At 29.0% G+C, this 18,707-nt stretch carries 19 protein-coding genes; 18 read left to right on the forward strand and 1 reads right to left on the reverse strand.

The annotated features are described in order from the left end of the window. The first annotated feature begins 51 nt into the window (after positions 1 to 51). The 18 genes from BT107_RS04380 (at position 52) to BT107_RS04465 (ending at position 16,329) form a co-directional block, all read left to right on the forward strand. Entirely contained in the window at positions 52 to 915 is an 864-nt protein-coding gene (locus BT107_RS04380) for a hypothetical protein (RefSeq protein WP_072302525.1), read from the forward strand. Positions 916 to 973: 58 nt separating this feature from the next. Next, positions 974 to 1,405 carry a hypothetical protein gene (locus BT107_RS04385; protein ID WP_072302526.1) on the forward strand — a complete coding sequence of 144 codons (432 nt, stop codon included), beginning with the start codon at positions 974 to 976 and terminating at the stop codon, positions 1,403 to 1,405. Between the two features lie 82 nt (positions 1,406 to 1,487). After that, positions 1,488 to 1,925, forward strand: a complete 438-nt coding sequence (locus BT107_RS04390; RefSeq protein ID WP_072302527.1) for a hypothetical protein — start codon at positions 1,488 to 1,490, stop codon at positions 1,923 to 1,925. Positions 1,926 to 2,151: 226 nt separating this feature from the next. After that, on the forward strand, positions 2,152 to 3,246 hold the full coding sequence (locus BT107_RS04395; RefSeq protein WP_139254270.1) for a hypothetical protein: 1,095 nt from the start codon (positions 2,152 to 2,154) through the stop codon (positions 3,244 to 3,246). 75 nt (positions 3,247 to 3,321) lie between these two features. Further along, positions 3,322 to 3,762, forward strand: coding sequence for a hypothetical protein (locus BT107_RS04400; protein ID WP_139254271.1), 441 nt, complete (start codon positions 3,322 to 3,324; stop codon positions 3,760 to 3,762). A 180-nt stretch (positions 3,763 to 3,942) separates the two neighbouring features. Then, positions 3,943 to 5,046: a toxin-antitoxin system YwqK family antitoxin gene (locus BT107_RS04405; protein WP_072302530.1), complete on the forward strand. Its 1,104-nt coding sequence runs from the start codon at positions 3,943 to 3,945 to the stop codon at positions 5,044 to 5,046. Between the two features lie 77 nt (positions 5,047 to 5,123). Continuing rightward, positions 5,124 to 5,732 (forward strand): hypothetical protein, encoded by a 609-nt coding sequence (locus tag BT107_RS04410; RefSeq protein WP_072302531.1) that lies wholly within the window; start codon positions 5,124 to 5,126, stop codon positions 5,730 to 5,732. A 287-nt stretch (positions 5,733 to 6,019) separates the two neighbouring features. Next, entirely contained in the window at positions 6,020 to 8,167 is a 2,148-nt protein-coding gene (locus tag BT107_RS04415; RefSeq protein ID WP_072302532.1) for a toxin-antitoxin system YwqK family antitoxin, read from the forward strand. A gap of 66 nt (positions 8,168 to 8,233) precedes the next feature. Further along, the gene (locus tag BT107_RS04420) at positions 8,234 to 8,596 is read left to right on the forward strand and encodes a hypothetical protein (RefSeq protein WP_072302533.1); all 363 of its coding nucleotides are present in this window, start codon (positions 8,234 to 8,236) and stop codon (positions 8,594 to 8,596) included. A 106-nt stretch (positions 8,597 to 8,702) separates the two neighbouring features. Next, complete coding sequence (locus BT107_RS04425) at positions 8,703 to 9,296, forward strand: DUF1287 domain-containing protein (protein ID WP_072302534.1); 594 nt, start codon at positions 8,703 to 8,705, stop codon at positions 9,294 to 9,296. Positions 9,297 to 9,308: 12 nt separating this feature from the next. After that, a complete protein-coding gene (locus tag BT107_RS04430; RefSeq protein WP_072302535.1) occupies positions 9,309 to 9,899 on the forward strand; it encodes a M23 family metallopeptidase in 591 nt (196 codons plus the stop codon). 220 nt (positions 9,900 to 10,119) lie between these two features. Then, positions 10,120 to 11,019, forward strand: coding sequence for a DnaJ C-terminal domain-containing protein (locus BT107_RS04435; RefSeq protein WP_072302536.1), 900 nt, complete (start codon positions 10,120 to 10,122; stop codon positions 11,017 to 11,019). Continuing rightward, positions 11,016 to 11,312, forward strand: coding sequence for a chaperone modulator CbpM (locus BT107_RS04440; RefSeq protein ID WP_072302537.1), 297 nt, complete (start codon positions 11,016 to 11,018; stop codon positions 11,310 to 11,312). The genes BT107_RS04435 and BT107_RS04440 overlap by 4 nt, the downstream gene beginning before the upstream one ends. Positions 11,313 to 11,351: 39 nt before the next feature. Beyond that, positions 11,352 to 11,918 carry a heme exporter protein CcmD gene (locus BT107_RS04445; protein ID WP_072302538.1) on the forward strand — a complete coding sequence of 189 codons (567 nt, stop codon included), beginning with the start codon at positions 11,352 to 11,354 and terminating at the stop codon, positions 11,916 to 11,918. Positions 11,919 to 11,943: 25 nt separating this feature from the next. Next, positions 11,944 to 13,035, forward strand: coding sequence for a DUF6688 domain-containing protein (locus BT107_RS04450; protein ID WP_072302539.1), 1,092 nt, complete (start codon positions 11,944 to 11,946; stop codon positions 13,033 to 13,035). 28 nt (positions 13,036 to 13,063) lie between these two features. Beyond that, complete coding sequence (locus tag BT107_RS04455) at positions 13,064 to 14,293, forward strand: hypothetical protein (protein WP_072302540.1); 1,230 nt, start codon at positions 13,064 to 13,066, stop codon at positions 14,291 to 14,293. A gap of 32 nt (positions 14,294 to 14,325) precedes the next feature. Further along, on the forward strand, positions 14,326 to 15,591 hold the full coding sequence (locus BT107_RS04460; protein WP_072302541.1) for a hypothetical protein: 1,266 nt from the start codon (positions 14,326 to 14,328) through the stop codon (positions 15,589 to 15,591). 105 nt (positions 15,592 to 15,696) lie between these two features. Next, positions 15,697 to 16,329, forward strand: coding sequence for a hypothetical protein (locus BT107_RS04465; protein WP_072302542.1), 633 nt, complete (start codon positions 15,697 to 15,699; stop codon positions 16,327 to 16,329). An 84-nt stretch (positions 16,330 to 16,413) separates the two neighbouring features. On the opposite strand, the gene bglX is transcribed toward BT107_RS04465, so the two are convergent. Beyond that, the gene (gene bglX, locus BT107_RS04470; protein WP_072302543.1) at positions 16,414 to 18,702 is read right to left on the reverse strand and encodes a beta-glucosidase BglX; all 2,289 of its coding nucleotides are present in this window, start codon (positions 18,700 to 18,702) and stop codon (positions 16,414 to 16,416) included. Between the last annotated feature and the right edge of the window lie 5 nt (positions 18,703 to 18,707).

Consider the following 18,707-nt stretch of genomic DNA (forward strand, 5'->3'; position numbering starts at 1 on the left):
CTTTTACATACCAATCTATTATTTATACTAACCGCCTAAAATTAAAACCAAATGATTAAAAAGTCAATATTATGTTTATTACTTTTAGTAATAGTGTCTTGCAATAAAGACAAAAATACTAGTGATAAAATAACGGAATTAGAGAATCAAATTAAGCATCAAAAAATAATAAACACCTCTCTAGAAGAGTATAATGAACAGCTTAAAAGATCTAAAGAAAACCTTAAAAATAAGAAATCTGAAAGTCTAGAACTGAAAAAGACCATCAGCTTTGTAATAGCAGAAAGTTTAGACATTCTTTCTGATAAAAAAGAAATGATTCAGTATGTTTTTGATGATTTTGATATTAAAACAAATGATGCAGGCAGAGCTATAGCAATGAACAGTTCTTTCTTCTATTGCTATAACCCAGATTTGTTCGGTTTTGACACAAAAGATGATTATTATTCCTTTTTAATTTCTAAAATAGATAGAAGTCCCGAGAATTTAAGAAAAATACTAACTCCACAAGTAAAAGACAATATTTATAGCTTATTTAAAAATAATAATATTTATAAAGAATCTGGATCAGAGGCAATGTTAAAAGCTTCATTATTAATTTATGAAGACTTAAGAGAACAAGAAGATTTAATGGCTCAAATATATACTCTAGGTGTAGCGCAAAATAGAACAAAAACTCTAGAGCTAGTTTCTGAAATTGCCTCAGAAGAAGTACAATCAATTTTAAAGTATGAAAACTACACTAGTTATGATCGTGCAGGATATTTAAAATTACAAGATAGAATTTGGTATTTATATACTTTTTGGGCTAGAAGACATCATGAAGGTAATGCAGATTATGTTTATGAGTTACTTAAAGAGTTTCATACTAATGTAGCTGCAGAAGAGTTAGTTACAGATGATATAGAGTTGTAAACAGCACATAATATTGTTTTACTATATCTAACAGATATTTAAAATAGATTAATTACATATGAACAAATTTTACTTTATTTTACTGGTACTCTTAACCGCATCTTGTAGTGGGCAGGATTTTTCTATAAACGATTTTATAACGCAAAAATTAGAATCAAAAAACAAAAAAATCCTTATTGTAGAGTGTTATTGCGATAATGGCGTTACTGTTAAAAAAACAGATGATACGCTTATAACTATTAATGTAAAAGGCAATTTATCTAGTTTAGGCTACCACGGAAAACAAACAGCACCTAAAAAAATTGATAAAGAAACGTTATTATTTAGGGTTGTAGAAACCAAGGATACTTTAACAATAATTAGTAAAGAATGGACACATATGCACCATAGATATCTAATTAAAGATTTAAATATTAGTATACCTAAAAATATGAAATACGAGATTAAAAAAATATTGGGAGTAGATCTTGAAGGCAGAAAAACAAACTGATTTATTCACTCAAAAAAAACCTGTTTAACCTTATAAAAATATACACACAATTATTAACCATTTTATATAAAACAATTACTTAATGAAAAAATTACTTTGCGCCCTAGTTTGTGGATTACTATTAGTTTCTTGTTCATCTGACGACGACAATACCACTAAAACTCTTGATGAAAAAATAGCTGAAGACTCTTGGTATTTTCAAAGACATGGAGAAACTTGTTCTAATGACTTTGACCTACAAGAAGGCGGTCTTTTTGAGTTACGCTTTTTACCAGATAATACCTTAGAATTTACAGATCCAGGTTATTTAACTAGTTCTTCTTATATGCTAAACGGAGAAGAACTAACGGTTACTACAGTATACACTTTACCTTCTGGAAGCACACGAGAATTTGTTGGGAACTATGTATACTCTGCAGAAACAGATTCTTTTACAGGCAACAATACATTTACAGCTTATGATAATACAGAGGTTCTTTGGACTTGCCAAGGTACAGCTAGTATTTTTGGTAAGCAGTAAAACATTTATTACTAGTTAGTTTAGCTAGCTACTGCCCTATTTATGATATGTTAAGGGTGCAAATCTAAAAGGTTTGCACCCTTTTTTAATTTACATCATTTTGCAAAGTTGTAAACCTAAATATACATTAAGTCCCCACGAAAATATATTGTTATATAAAAACGTCTTCACTATATGGTATCTTTAAAATACTATAAAACACAACACTAATTTTAGTACTTAAAAAATGATGATTAAAAATTCAATTTTACTTATAACTCTATTTACAATACTAAATTCTTGTAACTCTCAAAAAAAGGAAGATCCACTTATAACAGAAATAAACACAGATATTTCTGAAATAGAAAATTTAATTAAAGGTGGAAATTCACCTTTAGGAATTAGTTTAAGTTCTGGAGATAGTGAGCCATTTAACCCCGAAAACAAACACAACTTTGAGAATAAAAAAGAGCAACAATCAGATAGTATTATAAACGCCTTTATAGATTCAATAGCTGTTGATCAAACTATAATTGAGCCATATAATTCTATAGATATAGATTTTGATGACTTAGATATTATACAGCGAACTGGTATAAAACTATTTCATTATCATGATCATCCAGAAGATATTCCGTTTTATACAATGAAAAATATAACTTTTTTAGATGGTACTACTACTAAAGCTAAAGGCAAGAATATTACCGATAAGGAAATAATGAAAAGGTATTACAACGGAGAAGAATTAAGTGATATTGAACTATATGTAGAAAATAAACAAGCTTTTAAAGAATGTTTTATTATTAAAGATGATAAGCCAGTTAAGAGTATAGAATTTGAATTTACTAGATTCAAAAGAAACAGAAAAACCTATACATTAAAAAGCAAAGGAGATACAATAAATACCAAATATGGTACAATTTATCTTGAAGGTATTACCAACAACTCAGTAGCATTACGCGTACCTACAGAAATTGCAGATTTCACTGAATTAAATGCCTTATATAAAGATGGTAGATCTCTAAAAAGAACAGGAGGCTCAGAGAGTACTTCTTTTTCTAACAAGAAAAAGGAATACTATAAAAATTATATAGACGTATTAAAAAAAGCAAAAATAGAAGTTGCTGAAAAAAGAATACAAACAGAGAAACAGTTACTAAAGTACATAGAAAAACAAAGTGCACCTTTTAAAGAGGATGTAGCTTATACGCTATTAAATGTGAATTACAAAGGACCAGTTAACTCTTTAAAACTAACAGTTTCAGATATTAAAAGTCAAAAAATTATACATAATGTAACTTATAATTTTAAGATTGAAGACATTTTATATAAAGAATTATAACAACAGATACTATTACTACTATTAGAGTTTAAATGCATACAAACACTAATTAAAGCATCTTCTAAATCTAATAAAATGAAAAATATAAGCATCTTAATCCTAATTTTTAGTATTGCTACATCTTGTAATGATGATAGTAAAATGAAAGACCTAGAAAACAGAATTTTAAATATTGAAAACAAGAATAAAATACTATCTGACAGCCTACATAATGTAACTACCAAATTTGTGACACCTTTTCAGCTTTATGAAAAAATAGTTTTATCAGAATTAAAAACTCCTCCTAATAAAATAATAGCAAATTACGAGGCTTTAATAAAAAATTACCCAGATTCTTTTTGGCAGCACGAAGCAAAAAAGAGAGTAGAAAATATTAAGAATAGAAAAGAATACTGGTCTGAAAAAGATGGTTGGAAATTACCTAGCAAAAAGACCCCTAAAATAAAAATTCCAAAAGTAATTATACCTCCTCCACTTTACGAGCCAGATCCAACAATAAATTGTCCTGGTTGCTAAATAAAGTTAACTTGTAAATAAGAGCTATTTTTATTTTATAATTAAAATTAGATATACATTAAGTGTACACGAAAATAAACTCTAAAGGGAACAAAATATATTGCTGCGTAAAAACACTTAAACTAAAGCTTACCTTTAAAAAAGATAATAACATTACCATAAAATAAAACCTTTTATAAAATGAAAAACATTGTACTTATAGTAATCTTTCTACTAGCAACAAACATAAAGGCCCAAGTAACATATCTTATGTGGGAGAACGTAGAAACACAACGTTTTGGAAAAGAAACACTATTTAAGGCCAAAAATGAGTTTTTAAATGGTAGTTATAAATTAGCAGAAAGTAGTGGCGCGTATACAGATGTTACCTTTGCTAATGGTAAAATAATAGGTACAAAAAAAGATTATGATTTTTCTGGAAACTTAATACAAGAAATGTCTTTTGATGCTAACGGAAAAGCAAATGGCAAAAGCATATCTTACTTTTCTAACGGAGAAGTCTCAGAAAGTTTAAGCTATAAAGACGGTTTAAAAGATGGCGAATGGAAAACCTTTGACAAAGAAGGCAATATTAGAAAAACCGAAGTCTATAAAAAAGATTTAAAAGAAGGTAAATGGGTTGCTCACTTATTAGATGCCAGTATGGGTACAAAACTAATAAACACTAGTTATTATAGCAATAATGAGCCAACAGGTAAATGGTCTCAAAAAACAGAAGACAACCGCTTAATTTGGGAAAAAGAATATACTGCAGCTAAAGACTATACTAAAAAAGAGTATTTCCCTAATGGTAAATTAACCTCTTTAGAGTCTTTTAAAGACAACAAGTTAGATGGTATTTGCAAGTATTATAGTTCTGCTGGTTTATTACTAAGCGAAAGAAAATATGCTGCTAGTTATTTAAAAACAGAAACAAGTTTTTACGAGAACGGAAATAAGAAAGAAGTAGTTAACTCTAAAGACGGCTATAAAGATGGACTATACCAAGAGTATTCTAAAATAGGAGACCTAAAGTTAGAAGGTTATTATAAAATAGGATACAAGTCTGGTGAGTGGAAGTATTACAATAGTGATAATATGTTAGAGGCTACTTATACTCATAAAGACGGAAGAAAAAACGGAAAAGCTAAAATATATAACGACGCTGCCAAAGTAGAAAGTGAAGGTGTTTATACTAATAATGAAAAAACAGGAACCTGGACATATTATAAACTAAACGGAAAAGTTTCTAAAGAAGTTGAATACAAAAACGGCAAAGTAATTTCTGAAAAAAAGTATAACTAGTTTTTAAAGATCATTAAAAAGTAGACAACCTTATCCTAATAAAAATGAAAATTTTAATAAAGTGTATACTCTTACTAATGTTACTTGTAAGCTGTAATAGCAACCAAAAACAATTAGATATTATAGAGGTTAACCTAACTAACGACTGGGCTAAAATTTCAGAAAAATTAGAGTTAACTGAAGGTGATAATAGCACATCAGAATATTTAAACTCCTACATTACAAAAAACATTGACAATATTAAAATTAATACTTTTAGTATCCCTACCATAAAAAAGACCGCTACTATACAATTACCTACAGAAAACAAAGTGGCCTTTTTATTTAACGATAAAGAAAAAAAACAATTAGTTGAAATAGAAACCAGTTTAAATTACCTAGACAACAATACAGAAATACTAGATTTAATTTCTAAGAAATACGGCAAGGGAAAATTATTAAGTGAAGAAGGAACCGTTAACAAGATTAAAGGAATAGAGAATTATGTGTGGGAAAATCTTGAAAATAATCAAACTTTATTTTTATCCACTTTTTCTTTAGGTAATATCCAAGACTTACAAACAAAATCTAGTAAAAAACAATACTCTTGCATACTATATTTAGCAAATAATAATGCAGAAATAATATATCCAAACGGACAAAAAGAAACTATTGTAGAACGATTAATTAATAGGTTATCTAGCTAAAACATATCCAATGAAGGTTGTAAAACAGATATTAACCTACTTAATTTAAACACTACTCTATTGGTTAACTGGTCTAGTTTATATTAAAGTTGATTAGGACCAACATCATCTTAATAAGAAACTTAATTCTACCAGCAAACTAAAACTTATTTGTCTTTATTGCAATAGTTATTATTGCCACTTTTTTGGAAGTTATTTAGGACACTTTAAATAAAATTATAATTTAAGGCAAATATAATATGCCTCTAAAATCTTGTAAAAAGCAAGTCGTAAGTAAATAAAAAAAAATGAAAAAAAGTATAGTTTTAATTTGTGGCTTTTTAATTGGTGTTTTTTCTATTAAAGCCCAACGTACGACCTCCGTAGAGGTAAAACATAATACATATGGAAAAGCTATTGTTGAAAGTAACTATAACAAAAACGATATTTTAATACAAAAGTTAACCTATACTACGGATACCGTTTTCACAAAAGAGTATAAAGAAATAGGAGAAATAACCTACTATAACGAAAAAGGAAATTTACAAGCCAAAGGTAATTTCTATAGCAAAAAAGATGATGAAAACAGCATTTTTAATACAGGCCGAAAGAAAAATGGAAAATGGTCTTTCTATAATGATGAAGAAAAACTAACAGGAACCGTAAATTACATTAATGATATAAAAAATGGTGTCTATATTTTTTATCATAAAAACGGAAAGGTAGCAAACACTGGTACTTATGTACAAGGTCAAAATACAGGAACTGAGAACGTTTTTTTTAATAATAGTCAGTTACATAAATCTGTAGAATATAAAGAAGGTTCTATCTATAATATACTTTCCTTTATGGATAAGGAAGGTAATAAAATAAATCACGGTACTTTAAAAGATGGTAATGGAACGTTACAAAATTATGATTTAGTAACAGGTAAGTTAATAAACACCTATACTTTAGAAGATGGTATGCTAAACATAATAGATACCAAAGTAATTAAAACGGCTAAAGGAGAGGTGACTGAAAAAAAGTATAAGAATAATAATGGTAGTACTAAAAAAATTGTTAGAACTCTTAATAATAAACTAGAAGGATTACAAGAGTCTTATAATTACAAAGGACTGTTAGAAGAAACTATCAACTATTCTAAAGGAATAAAGAACGGAAAGCATACCAAGTTTAATGATGATGGCACTTTATTTTATGAATACACCTATGTAAATGAAAAAAAAACAGGAGCATATAAATTTACTCCAGAAGGTTTTAAAGACAAATATTATGTCTTAGATGAAGGTTTTTATGACGAAAATCAAAAATTTACAGGAAAATTTACTCGTTACCTACAAGACAAAAAAGAGGTAGTAAATTTAGGGAAAATGAATACTGAAAAAATTGTTATTGAATCTGGAACCTACAAGAACCATATTAAAACAGGGATTTGGAAAACTTTTGATGAAAGTGGAAAACTAATTAAAGAAACAAATTTTTCAAATAACAAAAACGATCTTTATGTAAAAAAAGAGTATTTTAAAGATAAAAAAACTCTTAGATCCATAGTTGAATATGACAACCAAAAAGATGAAGGTCTTAAAAAAGTTTATTATGAAAATGGACAATTAAAATTTAGTGCTACATATAAAAACGAAGAACTAGATGGTGAGTATAAAGAATATTATGATAATGGACAATTAAAAGAGGTTGGACAAAGAGAAAGGGGTCGTAAAATTGGCAATTGGAAAGATTACAATGAGGAGGGTAAAATAGAACACGATAATACATACTCAATTGATTATTGTTGTTTTCCCTCAAAAAGAATAGCTTACTTCTACCGTTATGACGGTACATTATCTTCTATAATAATTCAATCTGATAAAAAAAAGAATCCGTTAAACGAGAATGAATCTTACTATGGCACTACTATAAATAAGAACTATTCTGAGAATAAAATCCTAAGAGAGTTAAAATCCAAAAAGAAAGCTAATTACAAATCCTATGGTGTATTAGATGGTTTATATCAACTATACTATACTTCGGGGAAATTAAATATCGAAGGATATTATAAAAATGATGAGAAAGATGGAATTTGGATTTACAACGACTTTGAAGGTAAGTTAAAAAGAAAAGTTACATATGTTTTAGGTGACGAAATAGGACCTATTGAGAGTTATGAATATCACCCTAAAAGCAAAAACAAAAGCAAAGCTTCTATTGGAATTAATTCTAAAGATAAAAGCACACGAACTATAACCCGTTATTATGATTCTGGTAAAATAGAAGAAGTAGGGAACTATATTAGTCTACCGAAAAGCAATTTAAGTGGCAGAGATGGCTTGTGGAAATCTTATTATGAAAATGGAAGTTTAAAAGAAGAACGTTTTTACGAAATAGGCAAAAAAGTAGGAACTTGGAAGCAGTTTAATGAGAAAGGAAAAGTGATTAAAAGAACTAAACATAAATAAAGTAATAAGTCCTAGAAATAGCATTATTAAAACAACTCTACTTATCTAAAAAAATAACTAATACAAATGGCTACAATTATAATAGAGAGTGAGACAGATGCAAGATTATACATTGGTAATAAAAGTATAGGCAGAATAAAAAAAGGCACAAATGAGTATGAGTTTGAAAACAAAAAGTTTAAAATTTATGCAAAACTTGCGTGGTGTAAAAGTCAGGAGATAGTAATAAACGCTGTAGATAATGACATACAAACATATACACTAAAAAGCTGTATAAATGAACCTTTGATAGGATGTGCTTTAATGTTTTGTGTTGGTTTATATGTTGTTACACAAATTTTATTTTTTGCCATTTTATTTTTTATAATCTTGCTTTACCCATTATATTATTTGCTTTTAAAACAAGATGAATACCTTGATTTAAAATAGAGTATCATTAGTTGATAAAGAATTTATCACTGAATACAGGCTGTTTTAAATAGTTCTTTGTATCTATTTTTGATGCATTATATACTCATAAAACACATATAAAACCATGACCCGATATCTAAAAAAAGTCTTTTTAACCCTAGTCTTTATAAGTTTTAGTTTCTGTTATGCACAAACAGAAACGAGTCAAATTAGTCTGTCAGACAGTGCCATAGAACTCACAAAACAAAAGGTTACCTATGACCCAAGCTACTTTTCTATTGAGTACCCTAACGGAGATGTTCCAAGTGATAAAGGTGTATGTACAGATGTAATAATACGTGCTTATAGAAAAATTGGAGTTGACTTACAGAAAAAAGTACACGAGGATATGAAAGCTAATTTTAGTACCTATCCTAAGCTCTGGGGACTAAAAAAAACTGATAAAAATATAGATCACAGAAGAGTACCAAATTTAATGACTTTTTTTAAACGAAAAGGTGCAGAAAAACCAATTACTAAAGATGCAAAAGATTATGAACCGGGGGATGTTGTTTGTTGGAATTTAAGTGGTGCCATAACACATATTGGAATTGTAGTTGATAAAAAATCAACAGACGGAAAACAGAACCTAATTGTCCACAATATAGGTGGCGGACAAGTTTTACAAAACTGTCTTTTCAGCTTTAAAATTATTGGTCACTACAGGTATATAAGATAAAAAACAACACTTATGAAATACTTTTTTCTGATTTTTAGTTTAGTAATTTTAATTTTTAGCTGTAAACCTAAAGCAGAAAACAAGGTTAAAAATACAAGCATTGCTAAAGTTGATGTTGTACAACAAGATACAATTAAGAAAACTAATGGGTTCGATTTTCCTGTTGGAAAACCAAATGCAAAAGGATATTATAATGCTCAAAAATTTACAGAAAATAACCATTTGGGTGATGACTGGAATGGTATAAAAGGTGGTAATTCTGATTTAGGAGATAACATTTACACTATAGCTAATGGTTATGTTTCTTTTGCTAAAAACATAGAAGGCGGCTGGGGAAATGTTATTAGAATTGTGCATTATATTAATGATACCGAAAAAGTTGAATCTCTTTATGCCCATTGTGACACTATACAAGTAAAAAAAGGAGATTATGTAGCTAAAGGAGATTTAATTGGTACAATTGGCAATAATAACGGACAATACTGGGCACATTTGCATTTAGAGTTAAGAAATGAAGTTGGCTTGCCTATAGGGGGCGGATATGATACCGATACTACAGGATATTTAAACCCTACAGAATATATAAAAAACAATAGAAACTAGATTTTTTATAATAAAAATACCCTTAAATTATTATAGCTTTTTCTTTCTTCATTTTAAAAACTTGTATAACTTGTAGTACAATTAAGACGATACTTTTCCTTAGCATATTTTATTTATTGCTAAAGCATAAATCATATTAAACAACACAATATCTGTTTTAATAAGACGTGTGTTGTCTTAAAAATTTAATTCTTCTGCTCAATTAAAAAAACAATAAATAATGGCATTTATAGATTATTATAAAACCCTGGGCATTTCAAAAACAGCAACCGAAAAGCAAATTAAAACTGCTTATAGAAAACTTGCTCGTAAGTATCACCCAGATTTAAACCAAAACAATAAAGAAGCCGAGTTAAAATTTAAAGAAATAAACGAAGCTAATGAGGTTTTAAGTAATCCTGAAAATCGTAAAAAGTACGATAAGTACGGAAAAGACTGGAAACACGCAGAAGAATTTGAAAAGGCTGAACAGCAACAACAATATTCTCAGCAAAGAACTCATCAGCAAGGTAATAGTAACGAAGACTATTCAGATTTTTTTGAATCTATGTTTGGAGGTGCAGGTAATGGCAAATCATCATTTAATAGATCTCGTCAACAGCAATTTAAAGGACAGGACTACAATACAGAGTTACAGTTAAACTTAAAGGATGTATACTCCTCCCAAAAGAGAGTATTAACTGTAAACAATAAAAAAATTAGACTTACAATTCCTGCTGGAGTAGAAAATAGTCAAGTAATAAAAATTAAAGGTCAAGGAGGTCCAGGAAGTAACGGAGGCCCTAACGGTGACTTGTTTATTAAATTTATTATAGACAATGATACAGAGTTTAAACGAGAAGGAAATAACCTGTATTTAAATGTTGATCTAGATTTGTATACCTCTATATTAGGAGGAGAAATTAAAGTAGAGACTTTTAATGGCAAAGTAAAACTACCTATTAAGCCCGAAACCAAAAACAATTCTAAAGTAAAATTAAAAGGAAAAGGGTTCCCTGTTTATAAAAAAGAAGATCAATTTGGAGACTTAATTATCACCTATAACATCAAAATACCTACAGACTTAAGTGAAAAAGAAATTGAGCTATTTAAAGAATTACAACAAATTAAAGAAAAATGAGCGAAAAAACTTTAATACTAGTAGAAACTCTTTGTTCTCATTATAACATAGAAATTTCATTTATGGATGATCTAAATAATATGGGACTTATTGAAATAGAAATTATAGAACAAAACCAATTTATTCATCAAGATCAAATAAGTAATCTAGAAAAAATAATAAGGCTTTATACCGAGCTAAACGTAAATCTAGAAGGTATTGATGTTGTTTTTAATTTATTAGAGAAAGAAAGAGCATTGCAAGACAAAATAAACACATTAAAAAATAGATTAAGGCTTTATGAAGATGATTAAAATGTAACCTTATTTACTTTAAATAGAGAACTAAACATAATGAAGAAAACCTACTCTAAAAGTCTAAAATACTTAGCATATGTTGTTTTAAGTGTATTGGCATTTGCTGGTATAGTAATAGGTTTGTTTTTCTTTTCTATAAGTCAGAATAAAAAACAATTAAATAAAGAGGCATCAGAAAAATCTAAGAATTGTAATTCTATTCTTTACGTAACAGAACAGCCAGAAATTACGTTTTTTGATTTTAAAGATATAACCTCAAATCATTTAGAGTTTAAAGTAATACGTAATAATAAAGTCATAAAAGACACAGTAATTTTAGACACAACAGCTAATAAAAACATAATAAATTATATAAATATTCCTTTTAATAGCTTTTTAAAAACAGATAGTATTTTAATAACCGTACATAAAGAGTTTCATTATTATATTTCAGATTTTAAACATACTGTTGGTTTAAATTACGGAATGTTTGGTCCTGTAGCAACATCTGACTGTGAGCTATTAAACTCGTTTACAATTAATGGCAACAAAAACAAAACTAATTTAAATAAAGCAATAGCCATTTCAGTTGATAAAGAAAACACCTTTGATACTACAAAATAAAAACTAACCAAAAGAAACCATTCTAATGTCAATGATATTTCCTCTATTACTTATCTTATTTTTTGTACTAATATACTTTACGATTAAAGGATTAAAAAAGAAGAAAGAAAATATAACTACTATAGAGATTCTTATATTCGTTTTATATATGCTTTCTTTTCTATTATTTGGCATTGGCTTAATCACCCATAGCAATCAACATACAGATGCAATAGACCCTGTAGACTTAGAATGTTATATTCCGTTTGGAGAAAAACATATAATAACTCTTATTCTTTATTTTATATGTTTTAATATTTCGGCAGGTTTTATCTGGGTTAAAGGTCGTAAACTACCTCCTTTATCTCTTGTTCTTTTTTTAATTTTCTTGTTTATAGGTATTGTAATAAATAGTGCTATTCTTATCCAAATTACAACTCATAACACAGAAACTTTGGACGTATATAAAGAAAACATAGGAACATTTCTTTTTATTTTTACACCTGCACTAAGTTTAATTATTGCTATTGGTCTCCTTATTAAAGTAATAAAAGAAGAGAAAATAGAAGCCAAAAACAAAACATACAAAAACAAATTTATTAACTATTGCAATACTTTTTTAGCTGATAAGTTTAATGAGTCTATATGGGCATTACTTTTTTTAATTCCTGTTTTTATTACTATTACAATAATATTAATGTTGTTTGGACAAGATGTAAATTCTATCTCTAAAGTATTTACAGATACTACAACTTGGGCTTTGTCACAAAAAAGCCACCCTCCTATTCTAGACCACAAAGGTCATTATTTATGCACTGTAGCTGCTAAAGGTAGCCCAGATATTGTAAAGCCTATTAGATTAGGAAAAAGGCATAAAAATATAATAATTGTGAATAGACAATTACAAATTGCTAATGCTTTTGAAGAAATGATAACAGATATTTCTCCTAAACTTCATAGGTTTATTAGAAGCAACTATGACAAGTACGGATACAACCTTTCATTAAAAATAAATTCTAAAATGGGGTCTAACATTACTTATATTTTAATGAAACCTTTAGAATGGATTTTTCTAATCTCCTTATACTTACTATGTCTTAACCCAGAAAAAAAAATAAATAAACAATATAAAATATAGTTTTAAAAAATTACACACTAACTAACATATGAAAAACATAGGATTACTACTTTTTACCCTGCTAACAACAGTATTTACTAACAATGCGCAAACTATTGAAAAACTAGTAGAAGACAATACTGCCAAATCTTGTAAGTGTATGAAAAAAATAGATATTGTAACTAGTAAATTAGACTTAGAAAACAAGGTTTATTCTTGTTCTAGACTTAGTAAAAATGACTCTATTGCAATATTAAAAATCACCACTTTTAAAGAGTATGAAAAGTTTGTATTATCTAAATTACCTGCAGACTGTGATGGCTTAGAAGCTAAATTAGAACAGTTAAGGCAAAGTTATACTTCTACTACTTACACAGACGATACAGAAGAAAAATATGAAAACGTAGAGAAAAAAATAATAGGAAGTTATGATTTATCTTTTGGACACAAATCTCCAGAAGGTAGTCCAACATTAATACTTTATAATCAAAATGAATATGTTATTGAAACTTTTGATGCATTACAAGTAGGCACTTGGCAAGTTGTAAAAGGGAAATACTTACATTTATTTCCTAATAAAAGTAAATCTCCGCTTACGATCTATGGTCGTCACAACCCAAATATAGGGGACTCTACTTATACCTCTTTTTTGGGGGACAGATTTAGCTATAAAACACTTATTACTTACCAACAAGCAACTAAAAAACCTATAAACTTAAGTCCTATATTTAATAAAGATGCCAATTGTTTTAGTTTTCCGTATATACACAAAACTAGCGGTAAACCAGATCAAATATCATTAGCATATAATCAAAATTATGAGGAATTTACAGAGCAAGAAGTAACATTGTACACATTTAAAAATTCTAAGAGTTTTAACGACTTCATTATTTTTGAACACACAAGAAATATAAATGGTATGCCAGCTGACATTCTAATTGGTGACAACAAACTGATATTTGATGAAGACAGTATAGCCATAAAATATTCTTCTACTGGAGAAAATACCACGGATGATACTAATTCTAGATTTATCTATTACAATACTGGCTATAAAATATTTAAAAGCGAGCTTATAAACTCTAAGCAATACAGTTATAACAAAAAAGATAATAACTATTTGTATGATAAAAGTTTAGAAACTACTTATGAGCCAGATATAAGCAATTATCATAATTACTATCAAGTAAATAAATACGAAAAATTACAAGACCTAACTAAGGAACAAAAACGGTTTACAATAGCTGAGAAATCTATTATTTATACCGTTTGTGATTAAGTTAATAATTAAAAAAACATACCAATAAACCGATGAAAGACATAAAATCATTAATTTTTCTCTTATTTACAACTATAGTTACTGGTAATGCGCAGAGTATTGAAAAAATTGTAAAAGATAAAGCATCTTCTACTTGTGACTGTATAGAAAAAATAGAATACATAGACAGCAAAGCAGATTTTGAAGTTAAGGTAAAATCTTGTGCAGCACTTAGTGCAAAAGATTCTACCAGAATATTTAAACAAACTACGTTTCACGAGTATGATAAACTTCTACAAGCTAAATTATTTGAAGACTGTGATGCTATACAAATTAAATTAGAACAGCTAAGACAAAGCTATAATACAACTAACATGGACTCTTTATACTCAGCAGAAAAAAAGTACAAAGAAATAGAGAAAAATATAATGGGGAGTTATAGTTTATCTTTTGGTCATAGATCGCCAGAAGGCAGCCCTACTTTATTTCTTTACAAGGAAAATAAATATGTAATTGCTTCTTTTGGTGAAGTACAAATAGGTACTTGGCGCGTTATAAAAGAAAAATATTTACACCTTACACCTAACAAAGCAAAAAAACCTTTTAATGTATACGGTCGTTACAATCCTAGTATTGGAGATTCTACCAAAAGCTCTTTTTTAGGTGACAGATTTAGCTATAGAACACTTATTACGTACAATGAAACAAGTAAAAAACCAGTAAACCTATTTCCTATTTTTAATAAAGATGCCAATTGTTTTGATTTTCCTTATGTGCATAAAACAACAAGTGTACCTAAGCAAATCTCCTTAGCGTTTAATCAGTCATATGAGGAGTCTCCAGATCAAAAAGTAATGCTAACCACATTTAAGAACACCAGCAATTTTAATGATTTTATAATTTTTGAACATACAAGAGATCAAAATAAGATGCCAATTAGAGTTTTAATTGATGGCAACAAATTAATATTTAGAGAAAGCCAAGTAACGGAAAAATCTCCTTTACCAAAAGCAGGCTCTGAGGACGATACCTTTTTAAAAGAAATGTCTACTATTAATAATACACCTGAAACTATTTATTACAATTTTGGATATAAACAGTTTAAAAGCGAGGAAATAAACTCTAAAAATTATAAGTATAATAAAAAGCTAAATAATTATGTTTATCGAAGAAAAGTTCCGCCTACCTATGAAAAAAATGTTAGTGAATATCATAATTTTTTACAAGTAAATAAATATGAAATGTTACAAGATGTAACACAACAACAAAAACAGTTTACAATAGCCAAAAAATCTGTTATCTATACGGTTTGTGATTAAGTAACTACTTTTAAGTTAAAATTATTATACTTTACTAATACAGCTATATTTCTTGGTAAAAAATATAATATCTAGTCTATATTTGCTGCTATAAATAAGTGCATAATGGGATTAAGTATTACAAGCGGAATTTTAGCAGATTTTTTAGAAAACGAACCAGAAGGTTATGAAGCCTACAAAATTGAGTTTGAACAACTAAATAAATTATTAGAGTTAAATGGCTACAAACCACATATAGAACCAAGCAAATTAGACGTAGATCCTATACACGTTGGTGGCTTTCCTTATTCTTTTCTTCATTATTTAAGACGATTTTTTGCTTATTATATGAATGATGAAGACTGGGTTGTGAAACCTTTTAATACAGAGTTAGATCCTGCAAATGACCCTATAGTAGAAGAAGAATCTTCTATGTTTTACAGTCATCTTTTAGTACACTCGGATTGTGAAGGATACTATATTCCTATAGATTTTGAAGAAGTTATTTTTGATACAGATGAAATTACTGTACCAGGCGCTATGGTTGGTTCTTCTTTTGGATTGTTAACAGACCTAAAAAGCATTGCTAAAAAATTAGGAGTAGAATTAAATGAAAAATTAGAAGTACAAAACAAAGAAGACCTTTACAAAACTATTGATGATCAAGGCGATTTTTGGATAGAAAAAATGGTTTGGCTAACACTTTTTGAAGCTGCTAACTACAGTATAGCAAATAAAACTGCCATTGTTTTTAATTAACACACTACAATTTACATAAATAAAAAAGCCTCAATTTTATAAAATTGAGGCTTTTTAGCTATAAATATAATCATAAACAAAACTCTAGAGTGTAAAATCGGCCTCTAAAGCAGTATAAGAACTTCCTCCTATAAAAACTTTAAAATCTCCTGGTTCTAAAAGAAACTCTCCTTTATTATTAAAAAATCCAAGTTCTTTGCTTGTTAACTTTAATGTAATAGTTTTAGCTGTATTTGGCTCTAGTTCTACCATTTTAAACCCTTTTAACTCCTTTACGGGTCTAGTTACACTTGCAAATAAATCTCTTATATACAATTGTACCACTTCTTTACCTTTGTATTTTCCCGTATTTTTTAATTTTACAGAAACCTCAACTTCAGTATCCGAAAGTTTGCTCACATTTAAGTTTGTATACTCAAAAGAGGTATAGCTTAAACCGTGACCAAAAGGGTATAACGGAGTATTACTTTCATCTATGTAATGAGACCAAAATACAATATCAGGATTATCTGTTGTTGGTCTTCCTGTGTTTTTATGATTGTAATAAATTGGCACCTGCCCTACACTTCTAGGAAACGTCATTGGTAGCTTTCCACTAGGATTATAGTCACCATATAATACTTGCGCTACTGCATTACCACTTTGCGTTCCTAAATGCCAAGCTTCAACAATTGCAGGTATGTGCTTGTCTGCCCAAGGTATAGTTAAAGGCCTACCATTATTTAACACTAGGACTATGTTTTTATTAACAGCATAAACAGCTTCTAAAAGTTCTTGTTGTACACCTGGTAAATCTATATTTGTTCTACTTCTAGCTTCTCCACTCTGAAAACCGTGCTCTCCTAAAACCATAACTACAACATCTGCCTGTTTAGCAATAGTAATGGCCTCTTCAAATTCACTTTTATCTGTTGTATTAATCTTTAATTCAAACGCAAACTCTGTTTTCCCCGTAACTACATCTGCTCCTTTTGCATACGTAAGAGTATTATTAGGATAGTTTTGCATACCCTCTAAAACAGATACTGCTGTATTATCATCAGCTGCAATTCTCCAACTACCTAAAGGACTTGTTTTGTCTGCCGCCAATGCTCCTATTAATGCAATTTTTTGCCCGTTTTTCTTTAGCGGTAAAACGTTATCTTCATTTTTTAATAAAACAATAGACTTTTTTGCCACATCTAGTACAGCTTCATTAATAGCTTTGTTTCCTGTAATTTCCTTTTCTCTTTTCTCATCACAATACTTATAAGGATCATCAAAAAGACCTAGTTCGTACTTTACTTTTAAAATACGTTTTACTGCATCATCTATAAACTCTTCAGAAACTTTATTTTCTTTTACCAATTTACTTAACTCTGCAACATATGCATAAGACTCCATGTCCATATCCGAACCAGCATTTACAGAAATCTCTGCGGCTTGCTTTAAATCTTTAGCGTGTCCGTGAGCAATCATTTCTTTTATAGATCCCCAGTCTGATACTACAAAACCATTAAAATTCCATTGGTCTTTTAAAACATCTCTTTGTAAGTATGTGTTTCCTGTGGCAGGTATGCCATTTAACTCGTTAAAAGAGTTCATAAACGTTCTAACTCCTGCATCTACACTTGCTTTAAAAGGAGGGAAAATAATATTATTTAAGGTTGATGTACCAACGTCTACAGTATTATAATCTCTACCAGATTCAGAAAAACCATAACCAGCAAAGTGCTTAGCACAAGCTACAATTGTTGCTTTATCTGATAAATCTTCTCCTTGAAAACCTTGTACACGTGCTACTGCAATTTTAGTACCTAAATAAGTATCTTCACCTGCACCTTCCATAACACGTCCCCAACGTGCATCTCTAGAAATATCTACCATTGGTGCAAATGTCCAGTTTATACCTGCAACTGAGGATTCTAATGCAGCTACTTCTGAAGATTTTTTAATAGCATCTAAATCCCAGCTAGCTGCTTCTGCTAAAGGAATTGGACTTATAGTTTTGTATCCGTGAATTACATCAAAACCAATTATTAGTGGTATGCCTAGCCTAGTTTCTTCTACTGCTATTTTTTGTACTGCTCTAACTTCTTTTACACCTCTAACGTTAAGCATAGAACCTACAAAACCTTTTCGTAAGTGTTCATACTTTTTAGCTGCATCACCTTCTGCAGGTGTAGGTCCTGTAACATCCCAGAAACCATTATATTGGTTCATTTGGCCAACTTTCTCTTCTAAAGTCATTTTAGAAAGTAAGGCATTTACCTTTTGGTCTATACTTAGCTCTTTGTTATTTATGCTTACGGCTACTGTCTTGTTTTGACTTTTACAAGAAGTTATACCAATTGCCATTGCAATGGGTATAACTAATAATCTAAATATTCTCATCTTAA

The organism is Cellulophaga fucicola (assembly GCF_900119145.1).
GTDB lineage: Bacteria > Bacteroidota > Bacteroidia > Flavobacteriales > Flavobacteriaceae > Cellulophaga > Cellulophaga fucicola.

What these genes read in the sequence shown, in the direction of transcription:
- BT107_RS04380 (WP_072302525.1), top strand. Translation starts at nt 52, where the DNA reads ATGATTAAAAAGTCAATATTATGTTTATTACTTTTAGTAATAGTGTCT.
- BT107_RS04385 (WP_072302526.1), top strand. Translation starts at nt 974, where the DNA reads ATGAACAAATTTTACTTTATTTTACTGGTACTCTTAACCGCATCTTGT.
- BT107_RS04390 (WP_072302527.1), top strand. Translation starts at nt 1,488, where the DNA reads ATGAAAAAATTACTTTGCGCCCTAGTTTGTGGATTACTATTAGTTTCT.
- BT107_RS04395 (WP_139254270.1), top strand. Translation starts at nt 2,152, where the DNA reads ATGATGATTAAAAATTCAATTTTACTTATAACTCTATTTACAATACTA.
- BT107_RS04400 (WP_139254271.1), top strand. Translation starts at nt 3,322, where the DNA reads ATGAAAAATATAAGCATCTTAATCCTAATTTTTAGTATTGCTACATCT.
- BT107_RS04405 (WP_072302530.1), top strand. Translation starts at nt 3,943, where the DNA reads ATGAAAAACATTGTACTTATAGTAATCTTTCTACTAGCAACAAACATA.
- BT107_RS04410 (WP_072302531.1), top strand. Translation starts at nt 5,124, where the DNA reads ATGTTACTTGTAAGCTGTAATAGCAACCAAAAACAATTAGATATTATA.
- BT107_RS04415 (WP_072302532.1), top strand. Translation starts at nt 6,020, where the DNA reads ATGAAAAAAAGTATAGTTTTAATTTGTGGCTTTTTAATTGGTGTTTTT.
- BT107_RS04420 (WP_072302533.1), top strand. Translation starts at nt 8,234, where the DNA reads ATGGCTACAATTATAATAGAGAGTGAGACAGATGCAAGATTATACATT.
- BT107_RS04425 (WP_072302534.1), top strand. Translation starts at nt 8,703, where the DNA reads ATGACCCGATATCTAAAAAAAGTCTTTTTAACCCTAGTCTTTATAAGT.
- BT107_RS04430 (WP_072302535.1), top strand. Translation starts at nt 9,309, where the DNA reads ATGAAATACTTTTTTCTGATTTTTAGTTTAGTAATTTTAATTTTTAGC.
- BT107_RS04435 (WP_072302536.1), top strand. Translation starts at nt 10,120, where the DNA reads ATGGCATTTATAGATTATTATAAAACCCTGGGCATTTCAAAAACAGCA.
- BT107_RS04440 (WP_072302537.1), top strand. Translation starts at nt 11,016, where the DNA reads ATGAGCGAAAAAACTTTAATACTAGTAGAAACTCTTTGTTCTCATTAT.
- BT107_RS04445 (WP_072302538.1), top strand. Translation starts at nt 11,352, where the DNA reads ATGAAGAAAACCTACTCTAAAAGTCTAAAATACTTAGCATATGTTGTT.
- BT107_RS04450 (WP_072302539.1), top strand. Translation starts at nt 11,944, where the DNA reads ATGTCAATGATATTTCCTCTATTACTTATCTTATTTTTTGTACTAATA.
- BT107_RS04455 (WP_072302540.1), top strand. Translation starts at nt 13,064, where the DNA reads ATGAAAAACATAGGATTACTACTTTTTACCCTGCTAACAACAGTATTT.
- BT107_RS04460 (WP_072302541.1), top strand. Translation starts at nt 14,326, where the DNA reads ATGAAAGACATAAAATCATTAATTTTTCTCTTATTTACAACTATAGTT.
- BT107_RS04465 (WP_072302542.1), top strand. Translation starts at nt 15,697, where the DNA reads ATGGGATTAAGTATTACAAGCGGAATTTTAGCAGATTTTTTAGAAAAC.
- bglX (WP_072302543.1), bottom strand. Translation starts at nt 18,702, where the DNA reads ATGAGAATATTTAGATTATTAGTTATACCCATTGCAATGGCAATTGGT.